This is a genomic window from Paenibacillus sp. Mc5Re-14 (assembly GCF_001049835.1).
Classification (GTDB): Bacteria; Bacillota; Bacilli; order Paenibacillales; family Paenibacillaceae; genus Paenibacillus; species Paenibacillus polymyxa_C.
Map to the genome: position 1 here is coordinate 2558859 of NZ_CVPD01000001.1, position 26349 is coordinate 2585207.

Consider the following 26349-nt stretch of genomic DNA (forward strand, 5'->3'; position numbering starts at 1 on the left):
ACTTTTACAATATAAACTGGGCAGTCGCCGTTACTAGGACAGGTGTCCCTACATAGAAATAAGCTGATGAGAAAGGCTTATGTCATGAGCGGGGATGGTGTAAAGTAAATGGCACAAAAGTTGCAAAAGAAAAGTACACGATTAACCGGAAGGATCGTACTTCCGGGTAATCCGTCATACAATACGGCCAGAATGGAGTTCAATAGGCGCTTTTCCAAATTTCCAAGCTTAACCTCAACCATTGAGGTGGCTGCAAAGCAGGTAGGAACCATTGTATCTACTGGGCAATTGCTTGGCGGTGCAGAGGAGCTGCGTCGATTGATTAGACCGCTCTGGCGAGCAGGCACTCCGGTGAAGGTGATGGTGAAGACAGTACCTTTTATTGAAGCAACCCATTTTTTTGCCGAATCGGACCTGAATTTAGAACCAAAGTTTAAAATAACCGGGGCCTACGGATTCCAACCTTTGCCGCCTGAAGGAGTACGAATTATACGCGACTTTTTAGCCAAAGCACCCAACCGGCATTCTAGCGTGTGGAGTCAGAGCTTAGGTGGTGCAGGAAGCGCGGTAAGTCGAGTATCGCCTACTGCAACGGCCTATCCTCATCGGAAGGCTGAGATAATCTACGAACTGTCAGCCCGCTGGAGAAACAACGGGGAGCAGGAGCGGAATATTCAGTGGGTGGAAAGGTTCCGCAGAGCGTTGCGTCCCTTTGTTAAAGGGGATTATGTGAATTTCCCCGATCTGCAGATTAAGAACTGGCCCAAGGCGTATTATGGCGAGAACTTTGGCAGATTGAAGCAGGTGAAACGAAAGTACGATCCTCATAATGTGTTTCGTTTTGCTCAGAGTATTCCAGTGGGTAAACAGGTCAGAAAATAACAATACGCACACCAGATCGAATTAAAACAAGGAGCTGCCGGCGGCAGCTCCTTTAGCAATTTAGCTGATAGCGACGATAAGCTGAACCGTTCCTAAGAGACGCCGAAAAAGTTGAACTTTCGCAAGCGATTTTAGACTCCTTTGGTATGTGAAAAAGTAATTTCCCAATACACTTACCAACTTGGAAGGAAGATTACATAGTTTGTATATGATAAATATATTTATGTTTTATTTACAGATTTTTTGAATGAGGACTCTTAGGTCAAGAGTATTACTTTTAGCCAATGAAAGGATCCTTGAACTTAAAAATATTAAATTTTAATTAATAAAAATCCGATAAATAGGAATGGTCAATCTTACCATACGCAGTCTATTAAAAATCTCATAGTACTGGTGGATGCAGCATCAGAGGGAGGTAATATGAGAAATGAAGAAGGGAGGAATCCATGTCTAGCTTACTATGTATAGTTCCTTAGACTTGTATCAAATCGGGTCTAAAGTCTGGCAATTGTTTAGAATTTGTCTAGGTCTCTATATTATAATGATCGGACACGCCATATAAATATGGCGAATTTGGTAACTTTCTGTTGTAAGCGGCGAAGATGACCAAAGATGAAGGGAAAAAGTTACTGGCCGCTCCCAAAAAAATTTAGAAATGGAGGAGATTTTCGTATTGAAACAAAAAAGCAGTTTAGGTAAAACTATGCTATCTTTCTGCCTGGCAGTTTTGCTTGTCTTGCAGACAGTGGTATTCCCTGCTGCTGCATATGCGGATGACGAATCCGGCTCGCAGAATGCGGCTGAATCGCCTTCGGTATCTGAGGCGGTGTACGGCGCGCCAGACCAACCGTCGTCGGCAACTGAGGCGGTGTACGCTCCGCTGCTCACTTTCACGGCGTTGACGGCAAATCTGACGGACAAAACGGCGGTGCTGGCGAACGCCAATCCGACGTTCAAGCTTACAGTGAAGCAGGGTAACCCTGAAGCTGTGGTTCCGGCAGGGGGCGAGATTAACGGCCGGGAGAATTTTACCCTTGAACTGGATAGTATCGCTGTGCCGACCAAGGGCGACGATCTCAATGCTCCGCCCGAAAGTGTGATTCAGCAGGGGGATTATGCCGTCCTGGATAAGGCGACCTACTTCCCTGGTGTGAATTTGGCGCCTACAGCTCCTATGCCAATTAATCAGGGCGGACTAAAAATTGCTACCGTCCAGTTTTTTGCCGATTCTATCAAAATTACGTTTGACGGCACAGGAGTATATGATGGCAGTAGACGCGACGTCAAAATCGGCTTTTCCGCTGCTGCTAGAGCAGCAGATCAGACCCCTGGCGGTGGCGGGGATACGACCATTTTTGGAGATGGTTATAAGTTTAAAAACTCGGATTTGGTGCCCGAGTATACCATTACTGTAGGCTCCTTAAGCAACGGCGGCTATGACAGTGGGATTAACAGCCCTTCTTTTCAAGAGGGTACCATTACGTGGCGAGCGGTAGTAACTGCAACTGACACGGACGATAAGACCATCCCCATGCGGCTGGACGGGTTGACTTTCTCTGATGAGCTTGCAACCGTCGGTGTATATGTGCCTGGGTCCTTCACTGTGGATGGAAATGCGGCAGATCCTGATTATGCTGCTGATCGCACACTTTTCTACAAGTTCCCAGACGTATCCACTGTAGATAACGTCAAAAGCACGGCGACTATTACTTTCAAAACGTGGATTCCTAAGAATAGTTATTACTACGAAAAGAATGGAAATTTTGCTGATCAGTATGGATGGAACCGCATTGATAATACCGCAAAGCTTTTGGGTGACGCTACCGATGTGAAGGCTTCATCAAATACCCATCGGATTGCTATACGCCCCAACTGGATTGCGGCGAGCGGCAAGCCGGGCAAGAGTGGAAACGATACGCTCATCACGTGGACGGTTGAGGTCAACAAAAGGATTAACAATAACGGTGTACTGTCCAGAACCGGCTTGCAGAACGTTAAGATTACAGACGTCCTGCCCGACGGGACGGAGTTTGTTTCCGCAACCTATAAGAATGGGGACAGCGGTACGGATACCCCAATTACCCGTAACGCCGCAGGGGAGTACGAGATCGGAACCGCCATCGGCGGGAATCTGGACGGGCCCCTCTATATGACAGTTGTGACGAAGGTGACAGACAGCAGCAAGTCAATCTTCGATTACAAAGCGCGCGCAAACTGGGAATTGGATGTGAAGGATGGAGGAACTGCCATCCAGAACAACGATGCAACCGGCTGGGTCGCTCCTGCTGCCGTTGTTGACACTGCACAGGTTCGAATTGGCGCACATGCCTTCACGAAAAGTGCGACCACAACCACCGCGCTGCACAACGTCGCAGGTACCAAGTGGACGATAAACTTGACGCTGCAGTACAATCTGGATGCTCCAGTCGTCTATGATTTGCTGGTTCACGGCGATTCTCTCGATGTACTGAATAATCTGGATGCCAATCCTAAGGTAACGTCGACAACTCTGGAAGCAATCAAGAGCCAGATCGACACCAAGCAGCTTTGGCAAAAATACCGCGAGAATACGTTGACTGTGAGCAATGGGTTGAATGGTGAAGTGATCCCCTTGACGGTGAACGGCGAGCGGGTGGCAGACCTTATCAAAGTTACCGGGTACAAAGGAGATGTACCAGGGAGCGTTTCCTTTGAGTCTGTCACTACCAACCCGAATAACCTGTTCCGCCAGGATAACGCTGGAAACACATGGAGCAACCGGGGACTGCTCTTCGACGGTGACGATTATGTGAGTCGCGCCGAAGCCAACACCTCGAACCTTGTGCGGATGCTGAACAAGGAGATGCTGTATGCGAACACGGCGGGTTTAGAGGGGGTTGCAGCCGATTGGAACCGAAACTATTCAGGCCAATGGAGCGACAGCATATGGAAAAGAACGCCCGTGGCCAGCGACCCGAATTGGTATATGGACAACTCCCGTCCTGACAATTATATCCTGGCAGGCTATGACCGCAAGGATAGAACGGTCACCTTCCGGCTGGCGGTGAACATGCCAGGCTTCAATACGGAGGAGATGGCCAAGGATGGCGGCACCCGTGTAGCCAGCGACATCAAGCTGGTGGATGTATTGCCGGAAGGCTGGGAGTTTGTAGATTATGCTCCGGGCGAGGCTTATAGACTTTATAAAGGTGGTACCGGCTATAGAACCGATGGTAAGGGCGGAAGTGGTAGATATGCACAGGCCGTTTCAGTCATTGCGCCGGGTACGCCTCAGCATGTGGTGAGCTTTATCAAGGATGGCAATGAAGGAACCTTCACCTTCTCCAAGCTGGAGAGTCCCTACGTCATTCTGGTGAAGGCGCGTCCAACCAATGCCGCGCTTGCCAATTACAAGCTAGGCAATAATAACGCCGGGGAGAATCAGGCTATGTTCTCCATGAAATGGGGAGACAAGCCGTATAGTGCTACCGAAGCTCACAGAATCATTGTACCTGTGCAGTCTCTGAGCAAAACGGTGCAAAAGCCTGTTTCTGGTGTACAGGAATGGACGGTGAATTACACACCTCCGTTCGAGATGAAGCCGGGCGTTTATCTGCTGGATACTCTTGCCAAAGGTCTGAAGCTGCGCCAAAATGCGGAGGGTGGCCTATCCCTCGAACCTTCCGACATCGCTGTCTATCCCGGCAAGTTGAAGCCGGATGGCACTTTAGAGCGTAACGGAGGACCGCTGAATCTTGCGGATCCGAATAGTGAGGTGAAAGTCACCGTAGGCACAGACCCGGCAACCGGGGGATCGACGCTTAGGTTTGATTTTGTCGATCCGAACAAGTTCTATCAGATCGTTTACCAGACCGAATCCCAGGGCATGCAGCCGGGAACAGCTGGGAATTCCATCAAGCTGATGGGCGATGATTCCCTTCCGCCGATCGGAGCGCAGAGCAGTATTATGCTGGACGCGAACGATGTAGCGGGAAGTGCCAATGAAAACGGCCTGCTCTTCCTTAAAAAAGTCGGTCCCGACGGTATAACACCGCTGAAGGATGTAAAGTTCCAGTTGCTCAATCCTGACGGTACACCGGCTAGGGATAAAGAAAATAATGTAATGGTGGAAAAAACGACGGGCACGGACGGCAAAACGAATTTCATTATTCAGGTGCCAGGGGATTATTTGCTCAAACAAACATATATTGATCTCCTCACTTACTTGCCTACGACTACGATATACCGGGTACGTGTCATCGATGCGCCCGGCAAGCCTGTCCTTGTTGATGGACAGAAGGTGGAATCGAACAATCCGCTGATCGTTCCTACACCGGCCGAAGGCAAGCTGACCATCAGCAATAAGGTGGAAGGCAACGGCAGCGACCCGGACAAAGAGTTCGAGTACACCGTGACCTTCAACGGCGAAGGCAAGGACGGAGAGTACACCTATAAGAAGCCAGATAATACGTATGGCAAGATCAAAAGCGGTGACAAGATTACCCTCAAGCACGGACAAACTGTGATGCTGCCGATATTGCCTGCGGGTCTGGTTTATACCGTAACCGAGGGCGATTATACGACCGTTGACGGCTACACGACTGATCCGGAGACGAGAGAATGGTCCGGGACAATTGTGAATAAAGGCGACCACAAGGCGGACTTTGTTAATGAACGGGTTGTCAACAAGCTGACCATCAGCAATACGGTCATGGGCAACGGCGGCGACAAGACAAAAGAGTTCGAATACACCGTCAGCTTTGCGGGTGCAGGTAAGGATGAAAGCTACTCTTACGTGAAGTCGGACGGCGACAAAGGTTCGATCAAGTCCGGCGGTACCCTCCGGCTCAAGGATGGAGAGACACTGGATGTTTTGGACCTGCCTAAGAATCTAACTTACACAGTTACCCAGAAAGACTACACAACCGATGAATACATGACTACTCCTGGAGAGCGGTACTATACCGGAGTCATGAAGGGTAAGGATGAAGTAGCCCCATTCAAGAACATGCGAGTCATGACGGGGAGCCTGCTAATCAGCAACAAGGTTCAAGGTAATGGCGGTAACAAAACGAAGGCATTCAAGTACAAGGTCACCTTCACAGGCGAGGGAGCAAACGGCTCCTACTCCTATGAGAAGTCGGACGGCAGTAAGGGCACCATCAAAAGCGGGGATACCTTTGAGCTTAAAGATGAGGAACTGTTCATTGTGGAAGGACTTCCTACGTATCTCCAATATACGGTGACCGAAGATAATTATATGGACGACGGATATGTGACAGATCCTGCTAGTTTCATTCGCACGGGTACCATTCCGGTGAAAAGCGCGGCTGAAGCACACTTTGTGAATACCCGCCAGCTTCCAGTTCTGGAAGGCGTGCTGCGTGACAACAACACAAGAGAAGTCATTCCGAATGCGTCCATCACAGTGACCAATCTGAAGACAGGCGAGAAGCAGACGATTCAGACGAATGAGAAGGGTGAGTATTCGGTCATTGCCGAGGCAGCTACCGACTACACGATCACATTTACGAAGTGGTATCCGGTAGGCGGAAAGGATGTGCCTGTCGAGTTCACGCAAAAAGCAAATGTGGACAGCAGTGTGACGGACGAGACCGTTCCGGCTGATATTACGGCGGTAGGTATTGTGCTTCTGAAGCAGCCTGAAGGGCAGACTTCGCTGCTGGACAGCAAGCTCGCTGGCAAGATGCACATCTACTTGCGGGATGCCAGCAACCAGTATGTAGTGGATAAGAATGGCGCTCCCAAAGCGTTCAACCTAGAGTCGAACGGCGTCTTCTCAGCGGACGGTTTAGCCGCGAAGACTTACAAAATGGAAGTGCGCTACGAAGTGGCGCCAGGTCAAGAATTAACGGTCCTTCAAGCGGATCTGGATGTGAAGGCCAACGGGGAATTGAATATTTCCCAGGGGCTCGTTGACCCGTATGGCATCATTACGGATGCAACAACCGGCATGGTGATTGAAGGCGCTGAAGTGACGCTATATTATGCTGATACGCCAGGAAACACAGCGAGCGGCATCGTGCCGGGCACGAAAGTAACGCTGCCAGCGATTCCGGGCTTTGCACCGAATGATAACGCCAGCCCAAGTCAGAACAGTGACGCAAACGGTGCATATGCATACATGGTATTCCCGAACACGGATTACTATCTGGTTGTAACCAAAGCCGGGTATGATGCGTACACAAGCCCAACTATCTCGGTCGGAAGCGACATTGTACGCCACGATATACAGTTGAAGCCGATAAGTTCCGGCGGTGGTGGCGGCAATAGCGGCGGCAGTGGCGGCGGAACTGGGTCCGGCAGTGGCAGTAGCGGTACCGATAACAGCGACGACGGAGCAGGCAACGTGAACAACGGGGCAAGCAACGTGAACAACGGAGCGAGCAACGTGAACAACGGAACAAGCAACGTGAACAACGGAGCAAGCAACGTCGACAACGGAGCGGGCAACGTGAACAACGGAGCAAGCAACGTGAACAACGGAGCAAGCAACGTCGACAACGGAGCAAGCAACGTGAACAACGGAGCAAGCAACGTCGACAACGGAGCAAGCAACGTCGACAACGGAGCAAGCGACGTCAACAACGGAGCAGGCAACGTGAACAACGAAATCAACAAAGGCAACAAAGGCAACAACGCAAGCGGTAGCGTCGACAATGAAGTCGCCAATGGCGATTACGAGCTGGACGATGCTCCGAAAACAGGGGATAGCAGTCCATCGCCAATCTTCTATATGGTTTTGGCGCTGATATCCTTGATTACGATTGGATTCTGTTTACTCAGCGGCAAGAAGAAAAAGCATATTCAGTAACCGGAAAGGCGGTAAGAAAATGAGTAAAACTAAAAAAGTTCTTATCGCCATTTCCTTCCTTGTGTTGGTATTCTCTCTCGCCAATATAGCGAGAATTTTCCTGTGGGGTTATGCCGATCAAGTGAAAATCGAAGAGTTAGCAAAAGTTTGGGAGGAACAATCGGACAAAGGAGGAGGGGAGGCGATCCCCTCCCCTTTGATTACGAAAGCGAATGAGCCGGTCATGCTTCCCGAATTTCGAGAGCTTTACGAGAGAAACCCGGACATCGTCGGTTGGCTGAAGATTAACGGCACCCGAATTGAGTACCCGGTTATGCAGAATCCACAAGATGAGCAGTACTATCTCGATCATGATTTCGATAAAAAGAAGAGCAAACTCGGTCTCCCCTTTTTGGACGAGCACAGCCGAATCAACGGTTCCGATATTTTACTGATTCACGGACATCATATGAAAAACGGCTGGATGTTCAAAGATTTGATGAAGTATAAGCAAGAAAGCTTCTATAAGGAGCATGCTACGTTCCAGTTCAGTACACTTTATGAAAAGGAAGAGTATGAGGTTGTTGCCGTTATTCTGTCACAGGTTTATCGCAAATCAGATGATGTATTTAAATACTACCAGATTGAGAAAGTAAGTACGCCCGCCGAGTTCGATTCGTACGTTCAGAACATCCAAAAACTTGCTCTATATGAAACGGGTGTAACCCCCCGTTATGGTGACAAGCTTATTGTACTGTCTACGTGTGAGTACTCGACCGAAAACGGTCGGTTAGCGGTGGTCGCTCGAAAGCTTAAATGACGATGTTGAAATACGGAGTCAAGCTGGTTTATATCGCGTTCTTCTCTGGAGGACGCGATTTTTTTTACGCTTCTTTTGATCCAGTTTAGCTGCCCTTACTTTTTCCGATGGACCCGTTATGCTGAACCTTAGCAAGTTTTTGCTTGAGGTGGGCATAATAGATTCATTGTGTGTGAAAGGAAGGGGCTACACGACAAGGAAATGGATCATCCCTATGTAATTTTACCTGAAGAACAAGCACCCAATGGTATAGAGCATTGTGAAATTTGCGAGCTATCCAAGCAGCGGAATCGTGTCATCTGGGGTGAAGGAAATCCGAAAGCTCCACTTATGATGATTCTGGATAATCCCGGAGCCCGGGAGGATCGGGAAGGAAATTCGTTTTTATGCGGTACCCGAGAAACACTACAATACGGCATGAGAGAGGCTGGGATAGACGTAAATGATGTTTATGTCACCTATTTGCTAAAATGCCGACCGATGCGTGCCTATAATAAACCCGAGGCTAGAGCCGCGTGTCTCCCTCATCTACAGTTGCAGCTCTTTCAGAAGCAGCCGCTTGTATTATTTGGATTTGGTAATGTCGTAGTGGAAGCCATATTCTCTAATAAGGAGGGTGCCAGTGTCAAGGAGTTACGAGGCACCTGGTATGAGTTACAGGGTACGCCCATCAGTTTCACCTATCACCCGCTTGCAGTAAGAAGACGACCCAATCTACTTAGGTTCTTCGTAGAAGATTTGAAAGCTTTGAAGGAGAAGTGGAAAGAGATTTAGCTCAAGCAGGATATATAGATTGACGAGAATATTAAAGGAGAGAGGCTGGTTGTGCCAGCCCCTTTTTCATTTTTTTCTCCAACTCTGTTTTTAAGCGCTTATTTCCAGGATTCAGGCAAGAAGTAGGTAGATTTAGGACAAACAATTTTTATAATGGAAATAAGATATATATTTTATGGGGCTAAGGGGCGAATGTCATGAAACCGACGCAAGAGATAGAGGCGCTGACGGCAGAGATTGCCGATGTGGCTAGGACGTCCTTTCGCACTCTGTTTGAAAATGGCGAACGTTACTATTACTGCACGCTATTTACGACTGGAGAGGGACATGCGCCAAGTATCTCCGCCTGGTCATGGGAGGCCTTGGAGAGGGAAGCGGCCAGACAAGGAGAAGAAAGCGGCACGCCGGGATCAACGATTGCGGAACTCATCAAATGGTCCTATGCCGATTCACCCTACTGTTGTTTCAGGGATGAGAACTTCGATGATGTTAAAAATTGTTTATGGAGCGTCCTTCCATTGCGGAACTTGAAGCTGACGAATGGAATCGTGAATTTGATTCGAGGCTGAAGGCCATGGAGCTAGCGATGAAAAGGCTCGATGATGAAGGCCTATTTGCCTTGAATCAACTGCGAGAGTCTGTATGCGTCCTTGTCGAGGTCATGCCGCCAGATGAGATCAATACCGAAATCGTCCTACGTTTGAATCGGGCGGAGTCTCCGGCTATGCAAGCATGGCTGGCGGAAGCGACAGAGTAAGGGTATTCGCATTTAAGCACCTCGTTAAGTTTCTTGAGGGAGAGTTGTAAAATGCCTAATGAAAACCAAAAGAATATTTTAGTTGAGAGAACAAATTGTATTCTTTATTATGCGGGATCGGCCCTATTGAACGAACATAGTGCAGGCTGGATCGGTGGGAATGCACCTGAATTTTTTGATGATCAAGAAGACCTCATTCACGAAGGTAACCAAAAATATGTTTTTTACTTGAGTCTCGTCCATCCCTTTAAACCGGAGAGTATGATTTCGGTCTTCATCCCTGAAGACTATGAGGAGTATTTGGAAAATAACATTTATCCTAATTGCTCGATCAAGGTGATTGAGCATCCCATTTCGACTGAAAGCGTTAAAGATATGTTTACTAACCCAGGTCTTATAAAGCATACAATTTCAAACGGGGAACTAAGCCATGACGAAAAATCGATGGATCAGCCTTTTTTGATCAAAGTAGGCGGAAACCCGAGACTTATTCAAAATGAAGACTATTATTTTACGAAGCTGAAGGAGGAATCACTCTCTTTTTTATTTCAGGTAGATGAAGATGGCTACCCCGAAACGTTGCTTCAGGAGGATTACAATTATCCTTTTGGTTTTGGATCACTATATATTTTCGCCAAAATGGGGACGACTGAGATACAACATCCAGTAGCAGGTTTTTGGCAATTCTCTTGATATAGCGTAGGGACCCTCGGGAGGACTTGAACGGCGGTGAGCCCATCCAACGATTTTCGGCGTGCGTATGCCCCATTCGCACAAGCAGGCAGCCCGCCCCTGGCGTAAACTGAATTATAATCAGTGAGCGAGGTGAACTTCCATGGCACAATCCAAAGAGATGCGTGCACGGGCTAAGAAGTTTCAAGGCCGTCCGGTCTGTGTTACCCTGCACAACGGAGAGACTTACGTCGGCTACATCACTGACGTTAATCGTGGCGGGTTGGTACTTGCGAGTGCTGGAGCTCCCCCACGTGCTTCTTCCGGGAAGCAAGATTCCCGATCTCTCAAACGCAGAGCTGGTGCGCATGCCCCAGGCGTCCGTCTCGGCAACCGGAGAAGCGGCGCACGCAAACCATCTGGCCGTTCGCGCTCCCGCAAGCCGGATGCCAAGGTGTCGGCATTCCTACCGATGATGGGCTCGCTGTTCGGCGGACTTGGTGGACTTGGCGGTGCCACTGCGGGCGCAGGAGGGCTTGGAGGTATGCTCGGCGGCGGCCTACGGCTGTTCGGTATGATCCAGAAATTTGTCCCGGTTGTGAAGATGGGCTACGGTATGATCAAGTCCATTCGCCCATTTCTCGGCGCCGTTAAAGGCTTGATGCCCTCGGCTAGTCCGACCACGCCGAATAACGAATAATCGTTAACCTGTGGACTTTAAGCTCCCTTTGGGTGGTCAGAGGGGGCTAGTCCACAAGCCATTACGACTACCACTGTCTAATCCAGATTGGCTTGAACTCGCAATAACCCATTTCTTTTAGTAAATCCCAGGCATGATCCAGAACTTGAGGTCTCCCCTGAATCCAAAGCTCTTGTCGTTTTGCCATCAAGTAAGAGATGATTTCAGCGATATGCTTGGGTTTACCCAGATGAATGACAGTTTCCATTCCATTAATTTGTGCTGAAATGTCATAAAAGGACCAAGAAGTGTGAGGCTCTTCTTCAGGAGGGTCTGCCTGGAAGATTAACGTAATTTTGATGTTTTTATTTTCTTTCGGAGATAGGTTTAGGATGAAGCGAGACCCGCCTGAGTACCAATAAACGAAGGCATAACCGTCGACCGTAATATTTCTTAATTGGCTTTTCATTATTTTCCCCCTCACTATATGTTGGTTAAAAGATGATCGGCACCTGCGACTCACCTTTGATTTAATTATGGCGTGGCAGAGCCTGAACATTCCGAAATCGGATTTACGAGGAATCCGAAAAATGTAAAACGCTACTGATGTTCCGTTGTCAGTAGCGTTTTTGTATATTAGGAGTATTATTTTACTTTTTCTATTTAATCTTTTGAATTAGTGACTGATTGGCAACGTATAGTAATTAAATGCTTGATCCAACAAGGCACTGGCTTCTTGACGCTTCAAAAGCTGTTTGGAGCGGAAGTCTATGGAGCCGTCTACATTGATCTTGGTATTCGGGTCCATGATACCTTGGGAAACCAAAGCTGTGACTGCTTTAACTGCCCAAGCATCCGTTTCGCCACTCAATTTAACCTTAATTCCAGGCTCAACCTGTTTCAGGTTCTGGATCATTACCGCCGCCATTTGTCTAGTGATAGGAGAATTAGGCTGATAATTACGTAGTCCCGCTATCATCTGCTTCTTATTCGGTTCAATCATGAAAGGTTGTTTATACCACCCGTGGGCGCGCAGTAGCACTTCTGAGAATTCTCCCTGAGTCATCGTTCCTTTCGGATCGAAGAGGTTGGCTGACTTTCCGCTCATGACTTCCAAAGCATTAAGGTTGTTTATATATGAAATATATTTACTATCCGCAGGTACATCAGAAAATGGTGAATCAATGTTTATTTTTTGCGCATAAGCAACGAGGTCTGGGAGCTGCATGTAATACAAATATGCAATATGGCCTGCTTCATTTTTATTAAACGTCAATTTATTACCTGATTCATCTTCAAATAATAAAGGGTGAATCATTTTTAGTGTATGTTTGCCTGATGTTCCTGTCTCCATTATTAGTTTCCCGTCCGAATACGAAACCTTCGTCCTTAAGGCAGCGATACGCGTGTTTTGGTATAATCCCACGTAGTCTTGGGCCTGCTGCTCACTTAATGTCGCGTAGGTTGACTTTGGAACCTCTGATTTTCTCGGATAATAATGATTCATAAATTCTTCATACACGTCAAGACTCATCATGGAGTCGTTATTGTAGGACATGTACATCGCTGTATTCTTCTCAGGCAGAATAACAATCAAGGAAGAATGCCCTGTAACATTCCCTCCTTTTAGAATCACATGCTGATTATTCATCTTCTCTTTGAAGTAGCCTTCGAATCCAATTGTTGTAACCGGGAACTCCTTGTCAGGGAATAATTGGTATGTGTGCATTTGCTCTATGCTCTTTGGGCTCACCACTTCTTTACCTTTGTACTTGCCTTTGTTCAGGTGCATAATGAGGTACTTTGCCATGTCATCTGCGGTTGAAACGATACCGCCTTCAGGTTTTTCCGTTGGTTTAAACCCGTCCAAGGGAATCAGTTCACCTGTTGGTCCATAGTGAGCAGCCATTCTGCTTAACAATTGGGGGGTAAACCGCACACTCGTCGAATTCATGCCTAACGGTTTGAAAATATTCTTTTCCATATATTTGGAATATGACATACCGGTTACGTTTGCTACTGCATATCCCGCTAGCATGAAACCAAAATTGTCATAAGTGTACGCTTCTCCTGGAGGCCTGACCACAGTTGGCATATCTGATGCAATGTACTTCTTCATTGGAAAATATTTGTCCGCGTATTCTGGATGCATTTCCATGAGAATATCTGGTTCATCAAATCCACTTGAATATGTAAGCAGATCAAACATCGTCAGTTTTTTTCCTGTTTTATTCGGAACCTTTATTCCTCCTAAATACTCTTGGATATCGTGTTTTAAATCCATTTTCCCTTTATCAACCAACTGCATAGCTGCCAATGCAGTAAATGACTTTGTAACAGAGCCGATTTGAAAAACGGTATTTTTATCAACAGGGATTTTTTTGCCCTTGTCGGCATACCCGTAACCTTTGCTTAGTATCACTTTCCCACCTGCGACGACCACAAAATTAGAACCAACGGTATTAAACTTTTTCATCTTGTTCGCAAAAACACCATCTGCAAAAGCCTCTAGTTCCTTGGCATCTCGCGGCCCCTCCAAGCTAGCCTTTTCAGATGCAACTGGTATGTTAACGGGTGCGGCAACTGACGCGCCATTGGGTGCCATACATGCGGTAGTTATCGTAGTAGATAATAGTAGAACCGCGAGAATGGTGTAAATCATTTTTTCCATGAATGGTTTCTCCTTGAAATGTATTTTTGCCTTATTGTCCGGCAAAACCCAGTATGGCAAAGGATTTGTCATACCAACAAGTTACATTTCGTCACCCACCATACCAAATCACTCCAAAGTGTCATATGACAATTAGGCACTAGGTTTAAAGGGGCTATGAACCCTTTCAATTCAGTTTCTTCTTTACTGTCTCTCCTTCGATTAACACGGGCTGGTAATAGGTGTTGTTGCTTAGATCCTTTTTCCCTTGCAGTTTCTTAATGACCCAATCGGCGGCATCACGGCCCATTTGTTCCTGTGGGTGTGTCAATGTCGTGAGTTTGATGTTCGCATTTTTGGAAATATAGGAATTATCTTGACCAATTATGGACAAATCTTCGGGAACGGATATTCCAAGTTGTCTGCATACATGTACAACTTCTAATCCGACCTCGTCGTTATAGCAGACAATTGCGGTTAAATCGTCTCTTTGTTCGGTCAGGAATTTCCTCAAGTTGGTGGATAGGTCCTGCTTTGTCTCTGTATAGAATGAGAGCACTTGCTCTGGGTGAAACCGTAATTTGGCTTCTCCAAGCGCTTTGATATAGCCCTTCATTCGATACTTTCCTTGTAAATCGTCCATTTTAGCAATGATGCCAATCTGTGTGTGTCCGTTAGCGATCAATTCTTTGGTTGCCAGATAGCTGGATTGTACGTCATCGAGGCAAAAGAAGGGAACCTCCAACTCTTCATAATAAGCATTAATCATGATGAATGGAACATCCTGTTCCTTGAACGTCAGGTAGTAAGCGATATTGGGATTATATAGATTGCTCTTTGTAGGCTCAATGATCAAACCGTCTACACCAAAGGACAACATCATCTCCAAAGCTTTCTTTTCCTGTGCGACATCATTATTGGTGCTCGCTAATAGTAATGAATAATTATCTTCATTTAATCTGGCTTCAATCCCGCGAATAATAGAGGGGAAGATGTAATCAGAGATGTAAGTCGTGATGACTCCGATGGTTTTATTGCTGGAATTCCCACCGGTTTTTGATCGAAATTGGTTGCTGACATAGGTGCCCGATCCCTTTTCACTTCTTAAAAAACCTTCGTTGGATAGTTCTAAAATAGCCTTGCGAACCGTCTGGCGACTAACTTTATACTTATCCTGCAAAGCCAATTCCGTTGGAATTTGTTCTCCTACGCTGTATGCTCCTGAAAGAATGTTGCTTTTTATATCCTCAAGGATAACCTGATACTTTGGTTTCACTTTATTCCTTCTTTCCAAGTTGTTCTAATACTAATTGATGTATCCATAATATTTGTATGTACATATTTTAGCATAATTATGAGTTTATTATAATCTATTGTCCTATCTGTATAAATACTAAAGATAAAATAGAAAAATACTCGGTTCATCATACTATTTGTAGGCATAACTATGTTTTCGTGTTGACAAATGTACGCACAAAAAATATACTAAGGCTGTAAACAAAAGAAAGCGCCTTCTTTGATTATTGCAGTTATAACAGTTGTTCAGAGAGAGGAGTAACGTGAGCATGGATCAAGACATTAAACAAGCGATTACTAAGGGAGAAACCTCACTTGGTATCGAATTTGGATCCACACGTATCAAGGCAGTACTGATTGATCATCGTTTTGAAACAATCGCATCTGGAAGCTATGAGTGGGAAAACCTCTTGGTAGACGGATATTGGACGTACAACTTAGAGACTATCATTACGGGTCTGCAAGAGGCTTATAGTGAAATGAAACAAGAGGTTGAACAAAAATATGGAGTCACCCTTCATACGGTTGGTTCTATAGGATTCTCTGCAATGATGCACGGATATATGGCTTTTGACAGCAAGGGTGAGTTGCTTGTTCCGTTCCGGACTTGGCGGAATGCGACAACCGGGGCTGCAGCAAAAGCTTTAACTGATAAATTCCAATTCAACATTCCTGAGCGATGGAGTATTGCTCACTTGTATCAAGCGATATTGAACGAAGAACAACACGTTCCTCATATTGATTTTATGACGACGTTGGCTGGATATATCCACTGGCTGCTGACTGGCAACAAAGCAATTGGTATCGGAGACGCTTCGGGTATTTTCCCAATTGATGAGACTACACATGATTATAACGAGTCGATGGTTAAGCAGTTTGATGAACTCGTTGCAGCCAAAGGCTACGATTGGAAGTTACAAGACATTATTCCTAAAGTTCATATCTCGGGCGAGCAGGCAGGTGTACTAACCGCAACGGGAGCCAAAATCTTAGATAAATCTGGCGATTTACAACCAGGTATTCCGCTTTGTCCTCCAGAAGGTGATGCGGGAACAGGAATGGTCGCTACGAATAGTGTGAGAAAACGTACCGGCAACGTGTCTGTGGGAACCTCGGTTTTTGCGATGATTGTATTAGAGAAGGACCTTTCAGCGGTATATCCGGAAATTGATCTGGTGACCACACCGAATGGTAATCCGGTCGGAATGGTTCATGCCAACAACTGTTCAAGTGATCTGAATGCTTGGCTGGGCTTGTTCCGTGAGTTCTATGAGGCCATGGGGCAAAAGGCGGATCCAAATCAATTATTCAGTGTGTTGCTGAACAAGGCTTTGGAAGCAGACCCAGATGGCGGCGGCTTACTTAGCTACGGCTATTTGTCAGGAGAGAATATCACCGGAATAGAGAAAGGCCGGCCATTGTTTGTCCGCTCCCCTGAGAGCCGTTTCAATTTGGCCAATTTCATGCGTACTCATCTGTTCACTGCGTTTGCTGCTCTGAAAATCGGGATGGATATTCTGACAAAGAAAGAAAACGTCGCAATTGACAGCATTCTGGCTCACGGTGGTTTATTTAAAACCCCTATCGTCGGACAAAAGATTGTTGCGGCAGCCATGGATGTTCCGGTATCCGTGATGGCAACAGCTGGAGAAGGCGGAGCGTGGGGTATGGCTATTCTGGCTTCTTACATGATGAACAAGGATCAACAAGAAAGTCTGGAAGACTTCCTCGATCAAAAAGTATTCAGAGATGTTGAGGGACAAGAAATTCATCCTGACCGTTCCGATGTTAAGGGATTCGAAACATTCCTAGAACGCTACACACAAGGCCTGGCGATTGAGCAGGCTGCTGTAGATAATCTAGTGGAAAACTGGAGGAATTGACGTGTTAGAGCAGCTGAAAGAAGAAGTATATCAAGCCAATCTGGATTTGCCTAAACATGGACTCGTGAAATACACCTGGGGTAACGTAAGCGCGGTTGATCGTGAGCGTGGCTTATTCGTTATCAAACCGAGTGGTGTTAGTTATGACACGATGAAACCTAGCGATATGGTAGTTGTTGATTTTGACGGTAATGTTGTTGAAGGAGAGATGAGACCTTCATCGGATACACCGACTCATGCCGTACTTTACAAGCACTACGCAGAGATCGGCGGTATTGTGCATACGCATTCGACTTGGGCGACGATTTGGGCTCAAGCAGGCCTGGATGTACCTGTAATGGGGACTACTCATGCAGACACCTTCTATGGTTCTGTTCCCTGTGCTCGTTTCCTGACACAAGAGGAGATTGATCGTGGCTACGAAGCCGAAACCGGCCGTGTCATCATCGAAACTTTTGAGCAGCGCGGGCTGGATATTTTAGCAGTGCCGGGTGTCCTGCTTAAGGGTCACGCTCCCTTCACTTGGGGGAAAGATGCGAAATCCGCAGTTATGAATAGCGTCGTGTTGGAAGAAGTTTCGAAAATGAACTTATTCGCACGGGAATTGAATCATTTTGCTGAAGAATTGCCGCAGCGTATTCTAGATAAACACTATTTGCGCAAACATGGGAAAGACGCTTACTACGGACAAAAATAAGACCAACTAAACTAACAAACGAAGAAAAGAGGATGAATGTTATGTCAACAGTAGGTACAAAACAGTTCTGGTTTATCGTAGGTTCACAACATTTGTATGGAGAAGAAGCATTAGCAGAAGTCAAAGCACACGCACAAGAAATGACCGATGCCCTAAATAAGAGCGGCGTTCTGCCTTATCCGCTTGTATTGCAGGATCTGGCAGTTAGTGCAGACAAAATCACCAGCCTTATGAAAGAAGTCAACTATCGCGACGAGGTTGCTGGTGTCATCACGTGGATGCATACCTTCTCACCTGCAAAAATGTGGATTCGTGGTACTAAATTGCTGCAAAAGCCGCTGCTTCATTTGGCTACTCAGTATAATGAAAGCATTCCTTGGGCTACGATTGATATGGACTTCATGAACCTCAATCAGGCAGCTCATGGTGATCGTGAATATGGATTTATCAACGCCCGCTTGAAGAAACAGAATAAAGTGGTTGTAGGTTACTGGGAACGCGCAGAAGTGCAAAAGCAAATCGCAGAGTGGATGGATGTAGCGGTTGCTTATAACGAAAGCTTCAATATCAAAGTTGCCCGTTTCGGCGACAACATGCGTAACGTTGGTGTTACGGAAGGTGATAAGGTCGAAGCCCAAATTCAATTTGGATGGACCGTTGACTATTTCGGAATTGGCGACCTTGTTCAGTACGTCAATGCTGTGAAGGAAGAAGAAATTGATGCTTTGTTCGCGGAATACTCCGAACTCTATGAATTTGATTATGGTACTTACAGCAAGGAAGCTTGGGAATCCAGTGTAAGAGTGCAAGCAAGCTATGAAATTGCTATTAAGCGATTCCTGGATGATGGCGGCTATACTGCCTTCACAACAAACTTTGAAGACCTCTATGGTATGAAACAGCTTCCTGGTCTTGCCGTTCAACGTCTGATGGCACAAGGATACGGATTTGCTGGTGAAGGTGACTGGAAGACTGCAGCGCTCGATCGTCTGCTTAAAGTCATGAGCCATAACCAATCCACTGGCTTTATGGAAGACTACACCTATGAATTAGCAGCGGGTCAGGAATCGATCCTTCAATCCCATATGCTTGAAGTTGACCCAACGTTGGCAAGCAACAAGCCTAAAATCATCGTGTCTCCGTTAGGTATCGGCGATCGTGAAGATCCAGCCCGTCTGGTATTTGACGGTAAGGCAGGAGACGGTGTAGTTGTTTCCATGGCTGACTTTGGCACCCATTATAAACTGCTGATCAACGAGGTTACTGCATTTGAACCAACAGTTCCTGCTCCAAAACTTCCAGTGGCCCGTGTACTGTGGAACGTGAAGCCAAACTTCCAAGATGGAGTTAAAGCATGGATTAAGAACGGTGGCGGTCACCATACCGTGGTTTCCTTGAATCTAACCACAGACCAAATTGTTACTTATGCAAAACTGGTTAACCTGGAATACGTAATAATTAAATAATTATAGTTCATCGATAAAAGCATTGGGTCAGTCCTCAAGACCCAATGCTTTTTTATTACTCGTCAGAGGATTTTTAATTCATAAGGACGTGATACTATGACGAATTTACCAGCTACGAAAACGAAATTGGTTATCGTTGAAGGCAACCTAGTGTCCGTGAGGCGATTGAGCGAGTGAAAACGATGAGGTCTCCAGAGTGGCTGGATTTTGTGATTTGGTACCATACAGAGCAGAATTATGGAAAGAATAAAGGGCTGCACGGATATGAAGGATATATTCAGTTCCTTGAGCATCGACGTGAGCTAGAATTGCGCATTATTGAGCAACTTCCTTTTCAATCCTTTATACTGGATAACTCCAGTTATGACTGGGAAAATCAACAACAGACCGTTTCAAACATCATGATGAAGTATTTATAATTACGGGAAACGATAGTTTAATTAGAGAGAGCCATCCTATAAGGGATGGCTCTAAACTTGCTATAGGTTTTTCACAACTTCAATCGAACAAAGTAACCATTTGCAGCAATACCGGCACTTATATATAGAATTTGCATACAGAGGAGGTGCAAGAGGTGCAGTGTTGGATTGGGGAAGCTCGGCTAGGCGATCAAAATGCTTGGAAGCAGATCGTGCAGCATTTTAGTGGGATGGCCTTTTCAGTAGCATTTACCAAGCTGGGTGACTGGAGCATAGTTGAGGATGCAGTTCAGGAAGCGTTCACTGAGGCTTTTGCCAATCTCCATAAGTTACAGGAAGCAGAGGCGTTCCCTGGATGGTTCAAGATCATTGTCGAACGTCAATGTCATCGTCTTCTGCGCCGGAAGACGCCCACGATGATGCCGTTGGCCGAAACTATAGTAATGGATGTGGAGAAATATGATGTGGAACTCATCGCAGAGAGAAGGGAATGGCATCAAAAGCTTCATCAATCCGTCGAGGGTTTATCTGACAAGTTAAAACTGGCGGTTCAGCTGTACTATTTTCAAGGGTACTCAATCGGTGAAATATCAAGCTATCTAAGCGTATCTCCATCCGTGCTCAAAAAACGGTTGTTTGATGCCCGCAATAAGCTGAGAGCTTCACTACTTGTCACCGACTTTGTATCCATGTTTAACGATATTTATGAAGGAGGAGAGTCGATGCTACATATAGTTAATGGAGATCATGTCGGTGACAAGCTGAGGAAAGGGAACATTCGTGGAGATATCTTGGTCTGGAGAGAAGTGTATCCGGTAGGTCCAGTTTCCCTTGAAATGAGCGAGAACTCATCGAGAGCAGCTAGAGCAGAATATTTGGAGAAAACTCTCGGTATCCCAGCAGAAGACTATGTATCAAATTGCGAGGCTCAGGAGCAGATTTTGCATAACTTTCATAAATATGATGAAGTCGTGCTATGGTTCGAGCACGATTTGTTCGACCAGCTGATGCTAAGCTACTTATTGCACTGGTTTTCGACGCAGACCCTAGGTCAAACCAAACTGAGCTTGCTGTGTATCGGCAACTACCCAGGTATTGATCCGTTTAGGGGGTTGGGTCAGCTTACAACGAAGCAGTTAGAAAAATTGTCAGGCACGTGGCAGCAGATCGGTCAGCAGGAGCTTGAGACGGGCAAAGGAATCTGGGAAGCATATACTTCCCCGGATATAACGCGGCATACTGACATTTTGCATGAAGACACATCTGCCCTGCCTTTTGCTCATGCGGCACTTGAACTGCACCTATCTCGTCTACCTTCCACCATGAATGGGCTGGGCATCGTAGAGCAGACAACCCTGGAACTCATCCAGCAAGGAGTAGACTCTCCACAAGAGCTGTTTAAGCAGATCGGGAACCGGATAAGCGGCCTAGGAATGGGTGATTTGGAATTTTGGTATCGTTTAAGGAATATGTCGGAACAACCACATGCACTATTAGAGATTCAAGGGCCCCACTCATTTCCTGATCATCAAAAGAAAACAACTCCATCCTTTGACCAATGTGTTGTTGTATTAACGGAAGTAGGGAGAAATATAACGGCGGGGGCACATGACTGGGTGAAGATGAAGGGAATAGACGAGTGGTATGGCGGCTTGTGGCTGCAAGGTGATTTAGCATGGCGCTGGGATTCAGAGAGAAACCAGTTGGTGTATACGGAACCGTATCATAAATGACAACAAGTTCTGGATGTAGAGCGGGCTTAGTTCATATCAAAAGCCCGGTTACATCCTGATACCCCATACTAACCAACAATTCATTACCATTTAGCTCATGCACTTTCTTCACTGTCACATCTAACTCCATACCAAGTATATACTGCAACACTTCAGCAACATACTTAGGTTGGTTAAGATTAATAGAATATTGTTTGCCCTCTCTCATTACCCGTAATCCCTCATTCAAAGGGCTACCAGTGACAATTGTATCTTTAGTAGTAAATAGAATTATAAATTTTATATCTTTATTTTCAGAAATAATAGTCAACTTGGATCTACAGTAAATATCTCTGACCGTTCTATAATTCCACAAATACGTATTTCCACTAACTACTATTCTCCTCATAGCACTCTAGTCTCCATTCCTACAAGGATGGCAGAATCATTGCGGATTCTGCTTCTTTAGCATTTCAGTCCGGAAGCCGTTCTGCCTGACAAAAAGAAAATGTTTCAAAAATAGTCCAGGTCATGGGGTATCTTCGCCACCTGTCCCTTATTTTACTTGATTTCTACGCATTGTACAGTTGGCGTACAGGCTCTAGATGAATCACATGTTAATTCTTGAAATCCTACATAACAATTCCTGGTTATTCATATACATAAACTGTTGATTTAATTATTGGGAAGCTGTAATCCATGGGAGTAACAAAATCAGCTAGGTTTCTTATAAAAAAACGGAGTTCAATTCTTATTTTCGCGAAGAAGATTCTCACTTTTTAGCAGAAATGATTTATAATTATCAAATAAAAGTAGATATAATTTTTAAATGATTATATTTAAGTTATAATGGAGATAGAAAAGGTATGTTCCTGAGTGGAGCCTTGCTTCTTGAGTCAGTTAAGCAGGAGGGCCTGCTCTTTTTTGCAAATATAAGAGATAAGGAAGGTTTTTATGAATAGTATTCAGAAAAATACAGACGTTATCTTAATTGGTGCCGGGGTCATGAGCGCGACTCTGGGATCATTGCTGAAAGAGTTAGCACCGGAATGGGAAATTAAAGTGTTTGAGAAACTGGCAAGTGCAGGAGAAGAAAGCTCTAACGAATGGAATAATGCAGGCACGGGTCATGCTGCACTGTGCGAGCTGAACTACACATCCGAAAAATCAGACGGATCTGTAGATATTCGTAAAGCGGTTAATATCAACGAACAGTTTCAGCTCTCAAGACAGTTTTGGTCTTTTCTTGTCAACAGTAATTTGATTCGTAATCCACAGGACTTTATCAGGCCAATACCCCATATGAGTTTGGTAATGGGTGAAAAAAACGTATCTTTTTTAAAAAAGCGCTTTAAAGCGCTTTCAAGTGTTTCCCTGTTTCAAGGCATGGAATTTTCCGATGACCCTGAAAAGCTAAAGGAATGGATTCCGCTGATTATGGAAGGTCGTACATTGAATGAACCGATTGCGGCAACCAAAATCGACTCTGGAACAGACGTCAACTTTGGTGCTTTAACACGCATGTTGTTTGACCATTTAAAAAGTAAAAACGTCGAGATTAAATACAAGCATAGTGTAAAGGATATTAAACGTGCGAGCGACGGCTCGTGGAGAGTCAAAGTGCATAATCTGGATAACGGAAAAATCGAATATCATACTGCCAAATTCGTTTTTATCGGTGGTGGTGGCGGAAGTCTACCTTTACTGCAAAGAACCGGCATTCCTGAGTCCAAATATATCGGGGGATTCCCGGTAAGTGGACTATTTATGGTATGTAACAATCCTAAAGTGGTCGCCCAACATCATGCAAAAGTATACGGTAAAGCGAAGGTTGGTGCTCCTCCCATGTCTGTCCCGCATCTGGATACAAGATACATCGGTAACCAAAAAGCACTGCTGTTTGGCCCGTTTGCCGGCTTCTCACCAAAGTTCTTGAAAACGGGTTCAAACTTGGACCTGATTGGTTCCGTAAAACCCAATAACCTCATTACGATGTTGGCGGCAGGGGCAAAAGAGATGGCATTGACCAAATACCTGATCCAGCAAGTGATGTTATCGAATGAAAAGCGTTTGGAGGAACTACGCGAGTTTATTCCCAACGCCAAAATCGAGGACTGGGGGATCGTGGTAGCAGGTCAACGTGTGCAGGTGATCAAAGATACGGAGGGCGGTAAAGGAACTCTTCAATTTGGTACGGAAGTGGTTAGTTCCGCTGACGGCTCGGTGGCTGCATTGCTTGGAGCTTCTCCGGGTGCCTCTACTGCTGTTCACGTTATGCTGGAGGTATTAGAGAAATGCTTCCCACAGCATATGGAAGAGTGGGAACCAAAAATAAAAGAGATGATTCCTTCTTATGGGTTGTCGCTAGCGGAGAACCCAGAGCTTTACCAAGAGATCCATAATACTACAACAGAGACGCTGGGTCTGGGCGAAAAAGAACCGCTGCATCGTTAATTTTTACATGGCTAGTAAATTCGATCATCCAAATATTTTTAATAAAATACACAGTAATCTTACGATACGTATTCAAGTCGCATAAGCGACAACGCCAAGCGGTGGGAAGCTCCCCACCGCTAAAATGATTGTTTACGAGTGCAAAACTTTGTAATGCTTCTGTGTTTATCGGTGTCTGCTATAGTGACTGCAGTAATTATGGAACGGGTTATAAAGGGAAAAACAAATAATTCTTTACCGATCGTTCCCAATATGTTAGGATAAAGCCAGACAGAGAAGAAAAACATATGCGGTGATCAATATAGAACGATCGTTTCCAAAAGGTCGATCCATTTAATCCAGACATATTCTAAATGGTCAGGGGGTAGATAGAATGGCCAGGAGCAAAGAATTTGAAGAAAACGTTGTTCTGGAAAAGGCCATGAAGCTGTTCTGGGAGCAGGGGTATGAGAAAACCTCGATGAATGATCTTGTCGAACATATGGGGATTCATCGAAGAAGTATCTATGATACCTTTACCGACAAGCATACCTTGTTCCTCAAAGTGATGGACCGATTCGGAGAGCGTATTAACGGTAGGTGGGCAGCAGGCATCAAGCAATCTCGGACGGCTAAGCAGGCACTTCAGTTCATTTTTGACTCCATCATTAACGGTGAAGAGGACGTACCGCCCGGCTGCATGTTCGTGAATTCGGCTGTTGAATTAGCGATTCGGGATGAGGACATTGACGAGATAGCGACGAAGGCCTTTGCAAAATCGGAGAAAATGCTTGCAGAAATCGTAACGTGGGGACAGCAAAACGGCGAGTTTACACAACAGTACGAAGTGAAGGAGTTGGCTGAGTATCTGCAAAATGCCTTAGCGGGACTAAGGGTTATGGTGCGGACTTCCGTTCCGAAAGAAAAGCTGCAACGGATAGCTGAGTTAAATCTACGCATTTTAGAGACATAGACGATAACCGAAAACAAATTTTTTTCATTTTTCTAGAACGATCATTCCCATAAACTTTGAAATAGAAAAGGAGAGTTAGTATGAAAACATTAATCATCGTTGCACATCCAAATTTGCAAAGTTCCCGAATGAATCGAGCCTGGACGGAGGTCATGAGACAGCAGCCTGAAACGACCGTACATGTGTTGTATGAAGCCTATCCTGATCATCTGATTAATATTACCCATGAACAGGCTCTGCTGGACAGCCATGATCGAATCATTTTCCAGTACCCGCTCTATTGGTATAGTACACCGCCTTTGTTGAAGCAGTGGTTCGATGAAGTGCTGGCATTCGGCTGGGCGTTTGGTCCTGACGGGGAGCATTTGAAAGGGAAGGAAATCGGCATCGCCATCTCGACGGCAGGAACTGCGGCCTCGTATCAGCCCGGCGGCTACAACCTGTTCACGATTCGGGACATCGCGAAGCCGATGGAGGCGCTGGCCAACTATGTGAGTGCTCATTACCTGCCGCCTTTTGCTATCCATAATGCGAACCATGTGACGGATGAGCAGATTACCGCGAGCCAGGCTGCATATGTCCAGCATCTGGCGACCGTGCGTCATGTCCAAACGTCTGATTTGATCACAATCAATAAATAAAAAACGAGGAGGAAATGAAACATGACAAGCAAAATCGCGTTAATTACCGGAGCAAGCAAAGGGATCGGACTGGAGGTTGCTAGACAACTGGGGCAGCAAGGTATAACGGTATTAGTCGCTGCACGTACGAAAACAGCAGCAGATGAAGCAGCCGCCGGGTTGTTGCAAGAAGGCATTCAGGCAGTCGGCGTGAAGCTCGAGGTGACGAATTCTGCACATATCGCAGAATTGGCCCAATTCATCGAAGATACTTACGGACGGCTGGACATATTGGTCAACAATGCGGGCATTTTGGCAGAAAAAGCGGGTTATGACGGGGATGCTTTCAGAGATACTTTTGAGGTGAACACGTTCGCACCCTATTTGATTACAGAAGCACTGTTGCCGTTACTGCTAAAGAGCAAAGCAGGCAGAATCGTCAACCAAAGCAGCGCTATAGGCTCGATTCAGTTCCAGTTGACCAATGAACGGGTGCAGCGGCTTGCTACCCCGGCTTATGCGGCATCTAAAGCAGCTTTGAATATGCTGACGGCCTACTGGGCGCAAAAAAATAGCGGGACACATCTGAAGGTCAATTCCGTACACCCCGGCTTAGTCAAAACGCAAATGGGTGGGGAAAAGGCGGAGCTGTCGGTGGAGGATGGAGCAAAAACGGCGATCCGACTGGCAACCCTGCCGGAAGAGGGTCCAACAGGCGGATTCTATTACATGGATGATCAGCTTCCGTGGTAAAGCTTTATTTATTGAAAGAAAAAGATTTATATGACATCGTAACAGCAATTATCAATTCGTGTATGGTGAG

Annotated in this window: 19 protein-coding genes and 1 pseudogene; 16 read left to right on the plus strand and 4 right to left on the minus strand. The window is 45.8% G+C overall.

Annotated elements, in window-relative coordinates; all coding sequences use genetic code 11:
- The first annotated feature begins 108 nt into the window (after positions 1 to 108).
- The 7 genes and pseudogenes from BN1546_RS11630 (at position 109) to BN1546_RS11660 (ending at position 11398) form a co-directional block, all read left to right on the plus strand.
- Entirely contained in the window at positions 109 to 882 is a 774-nt protein-coding gene (locus BN1546_RS11630) for a BBE domain-containing protein (RefSeq protein WP_090737558.1), read from the plus strand.
- A 673-nt stretch (positions 883 to 1555) separates the two neighbouring features.
- Positions 1556 to 7696 carry a DUF7601 domain-containing protein gene (locus tag BN1546_RS11635; protein WP_369690578.1) on the plus strand — a complete coding sequence of 2047 codons (6141 nt, stop codon included), beginning with the start codon at positions 1556 to 1558 and terminating at the stop codon, positions 7694 to 7696.
- Between the two features lie 19 nt (positions 7697 to 7715).
- Complete coding sequence (locus BN1546_RS11640) at positions 7716 to 8495, plus strand: class B sortase (RefSeq protein WP_090737560.1); 780 nt, start codon at positions 7716 to 7718, stop codon at positions 8493 to 8495.
- 201 nt (positions 8496 to 8696) lie between these two features.
- Positions 8697 to 9269 carry a uracil-DNA glycosylase gene (locus BN1546_RS11645; RefSeq protein WP_090739147.1) on the plus strand — a complete coding sequence of 191 codons (573 nt, stop codon included), beginning with the start codon at positions 8697 to 8699 and terminating at the stop codon, positions 9267 to 9269.
- 197 nt (positions 9270 to 9466) lie between these two features.
- Positions 9467 to 10026, plus strand: a pseudogene (locus tag BN1546_RS11650) (DUF4303 domain-containing protein).
- 51 nt (positions 10027 to 10077) lie between these two features.
- Positions 10078 to 10719, plus strand: coding sequence for a hypothetical protein (locus BN1546_RS11655; RefSeq protein ID WP_090737562.1), 642 nt, complete (start codon positions 10078 to 10080; stop codon positions 10717 to 10719).
- Positions 10720 to 10861: 142 nt separating this feature from the next.
- Positions 10862 to 11398: a hypothetical protein gene (locus BN1546_RS11660; RefSeq protein ID WP_090737564.1), complete on the plus strand. Its 537-nt coding sequence runs from the start codon at positions 10862 to 10864 to the stop codon at positions 11396 to 11398.
- 67 nt (positions 11399 to 11465) lie between these two features.
- Here BN1546_RS11660 and BN1546_RS11665 read toward each other — a convergent pair whose 3' ends face one another.
- From BN1546_RS11665 to BN1546_RS11675, 3 genes are all read right to left on the minus strand, one after another.
- The gene (locus tag BN1546_RS11665; RefSeq protein WP_090737566.1) at positions 11466 to 11846 is read right to left on the minus strand and encodes a hypothetical protein; all 381 of its coding nucleotides are present in this window, start codon (positions 11844 to 11846) and stop codon (positions 11466 to 11468) included.
- 207 nt (positions 11847 to 12053) lie between these two features.
- The gene (locus BN1546_RS11670) at positions 12054 to 14048 is read right to left on the minus strand and encodes a serine hydrolase (protein WP_090737568.1); all 1995 of its coding nucleotides are present in this window, start codon (positions 14046 to 14048) and stop codon (positions 12054 to 12056) included.
- Positions 14049 to 14214: 166 nt separating this feature from the next.
- Positions 14215 to 15303 carry a GntR family transcriptional regulator gene (locus BN1546_RS11675; RefSeq protein ID WP_090737569.1) on the minus strand — a complete coding sequence of 363 codons (1089 nt, stop codon included), beginning with the start codon at positions 15301 to 15303 and terminating at the stop codon, positions 14215 to 14217.
- A 289-nt stretch (positions 15304 to 15592) separates the two neighbouring features.
- Here BN1546_RS11675 and BN1546_RS11680 point away from each other — a divergent pair, with 289 nt between their 5' ends.
- The 5 genes from BN1546_RS11680 (at position 15593) to BN1546_RS11700 (ending at position 21521) form a co-directional block, all read left to right on the plus strand.
- Positions 15593 to 17206, plus strand: coding sequence for a xylulokinase (locus tag BN1546_RS11680; RefSeq protein ID WP_090737571.1), 1614 nt, complete (start codon positions 15593 to 15595; stop codon positions 17204 to 17206).
- A gap of 1 nt (position 17207) precedes the next feature.
- A complete protein-coding gene (locus BN1546_RS11685; RefSeq protein ID WP_058711384.1) occupies positions 17208 to 17903 on the plus strand; it encodes an L-ribulose-5-phosphate 4-epimerase in 696 nt (231 codons plus the stop codon).
- Positions 17904 to 17944: 41 nt separating this feature from the next.
- Positions 17945 to 19369 carry an L-arabinose isomerase gene (araA, locus tag BN1546_RS11690; RefSeq protein WP_090737573.1) on the plus strand — a complete coding sequence of 475 codons (1425 nt, stop codon included), beginning with the start codon at positions 17945 to 17947 and terminating at the stop codon, positions 19367 to 19369.
- A gap of 173 nt (positions 19370 to 19542) precedes the next feature.
- Complete coding sequence (locus tag BN1546_RS11695) at positions 19543 to 19788, plus strand: P-loop NTPase family protein (RefSeq protein WP_058830925.1); 246 nt, start codon at positions 19543 to 19545, stop codon at positions 19786 to 19788.
- 155 nt (positions 19789 to 19943) lie between these two features.
- On the plus strand, positions 19944 to 21521 hold the full coding sequence (locus tag BN1546_RS11700) for a sigma-70 family RNA polymerase sigma factor (protein ID WP_090737575.1): 1578 nt from the start codon (positions 19944 to 19946) through the stop codon (positions 21519 to 21521).
- Positions 21522 to 21552: 31 nt separating this feature from the next.
- Here BN1546_RS11700 and BN1546_RS11705 read toward each other — a convergent pair whose 3' ends face one another.
- Positions 21553 to 21909, minus strand: coding sequence for a hypothetical protein (locus BN1546_RS11705; protein ID WP_040102489.1), 357 nt, complete (start codon positions 21907 to 21909; stop codon positions 21553 to 21555).
- A gap of 545 nt (positions 21910 to 22454) precedes the next feature.
- Between BN1546_RS11705 and BN1546_RS11710 the strand changes: the two genes are divergently transcribed.
- From BN1546_RS11710 to BN1546_RS11725, 4 genes are all read left to right on the plus strand, one after another.
- Positions 22455 to 23954 (plus strand): malate:quinone oxidoreductase, encoded by a 1500-nt coding sequence (locus tag BN1546_RS11710; RefSeq protein ID WP_044786715.1) that lies wholly within the window; start codon positions 22455 to 22457, stop codon positions 23952 to 23954.
- Between the two features lie 373 nt (positions 23955 to 24327).
- The gene (locus BN1546_RS11715; protein ID WP_013373847.1) at positions 24328 to 24906 is read left to right on the plus strand and encodes a TetR/AcrR family transcriptional regulator; all 579 of its coding nucleotides are present in this window, start codon (positions 24328 to 24330) and stop codon (positions 24904 to 24906) included.
- A gap of 80 nt (positions 24907 to 24986) precedes the next feature.
- Positions 24987 to 25547 carry an NAD(P)H-dependent oxidoreductase gene (locus BN1546_RS11720; RefSeq protein ID WP_025678166.1) on the plus strand — a complete coding sequence of 187 codons (561 nt, stop codon included), beginning with the start codon at positions 24987 to 24989 and terminating at the stop codon, positions 25545 to 25547.
- Between the two features lie 21 nt (positions 25548 to 25568).
- Entirely contained in the window at positions 25569 to 26279 is a 711-nt protein-coding gene (locus BN1546_RS11725; protein WP_013373845.1) for an SDR family oxidoreductase, read from the plus strand.
- The last annotated feature ends 70 nt before the right edge of the window (positions 26280 to 26349 follow it).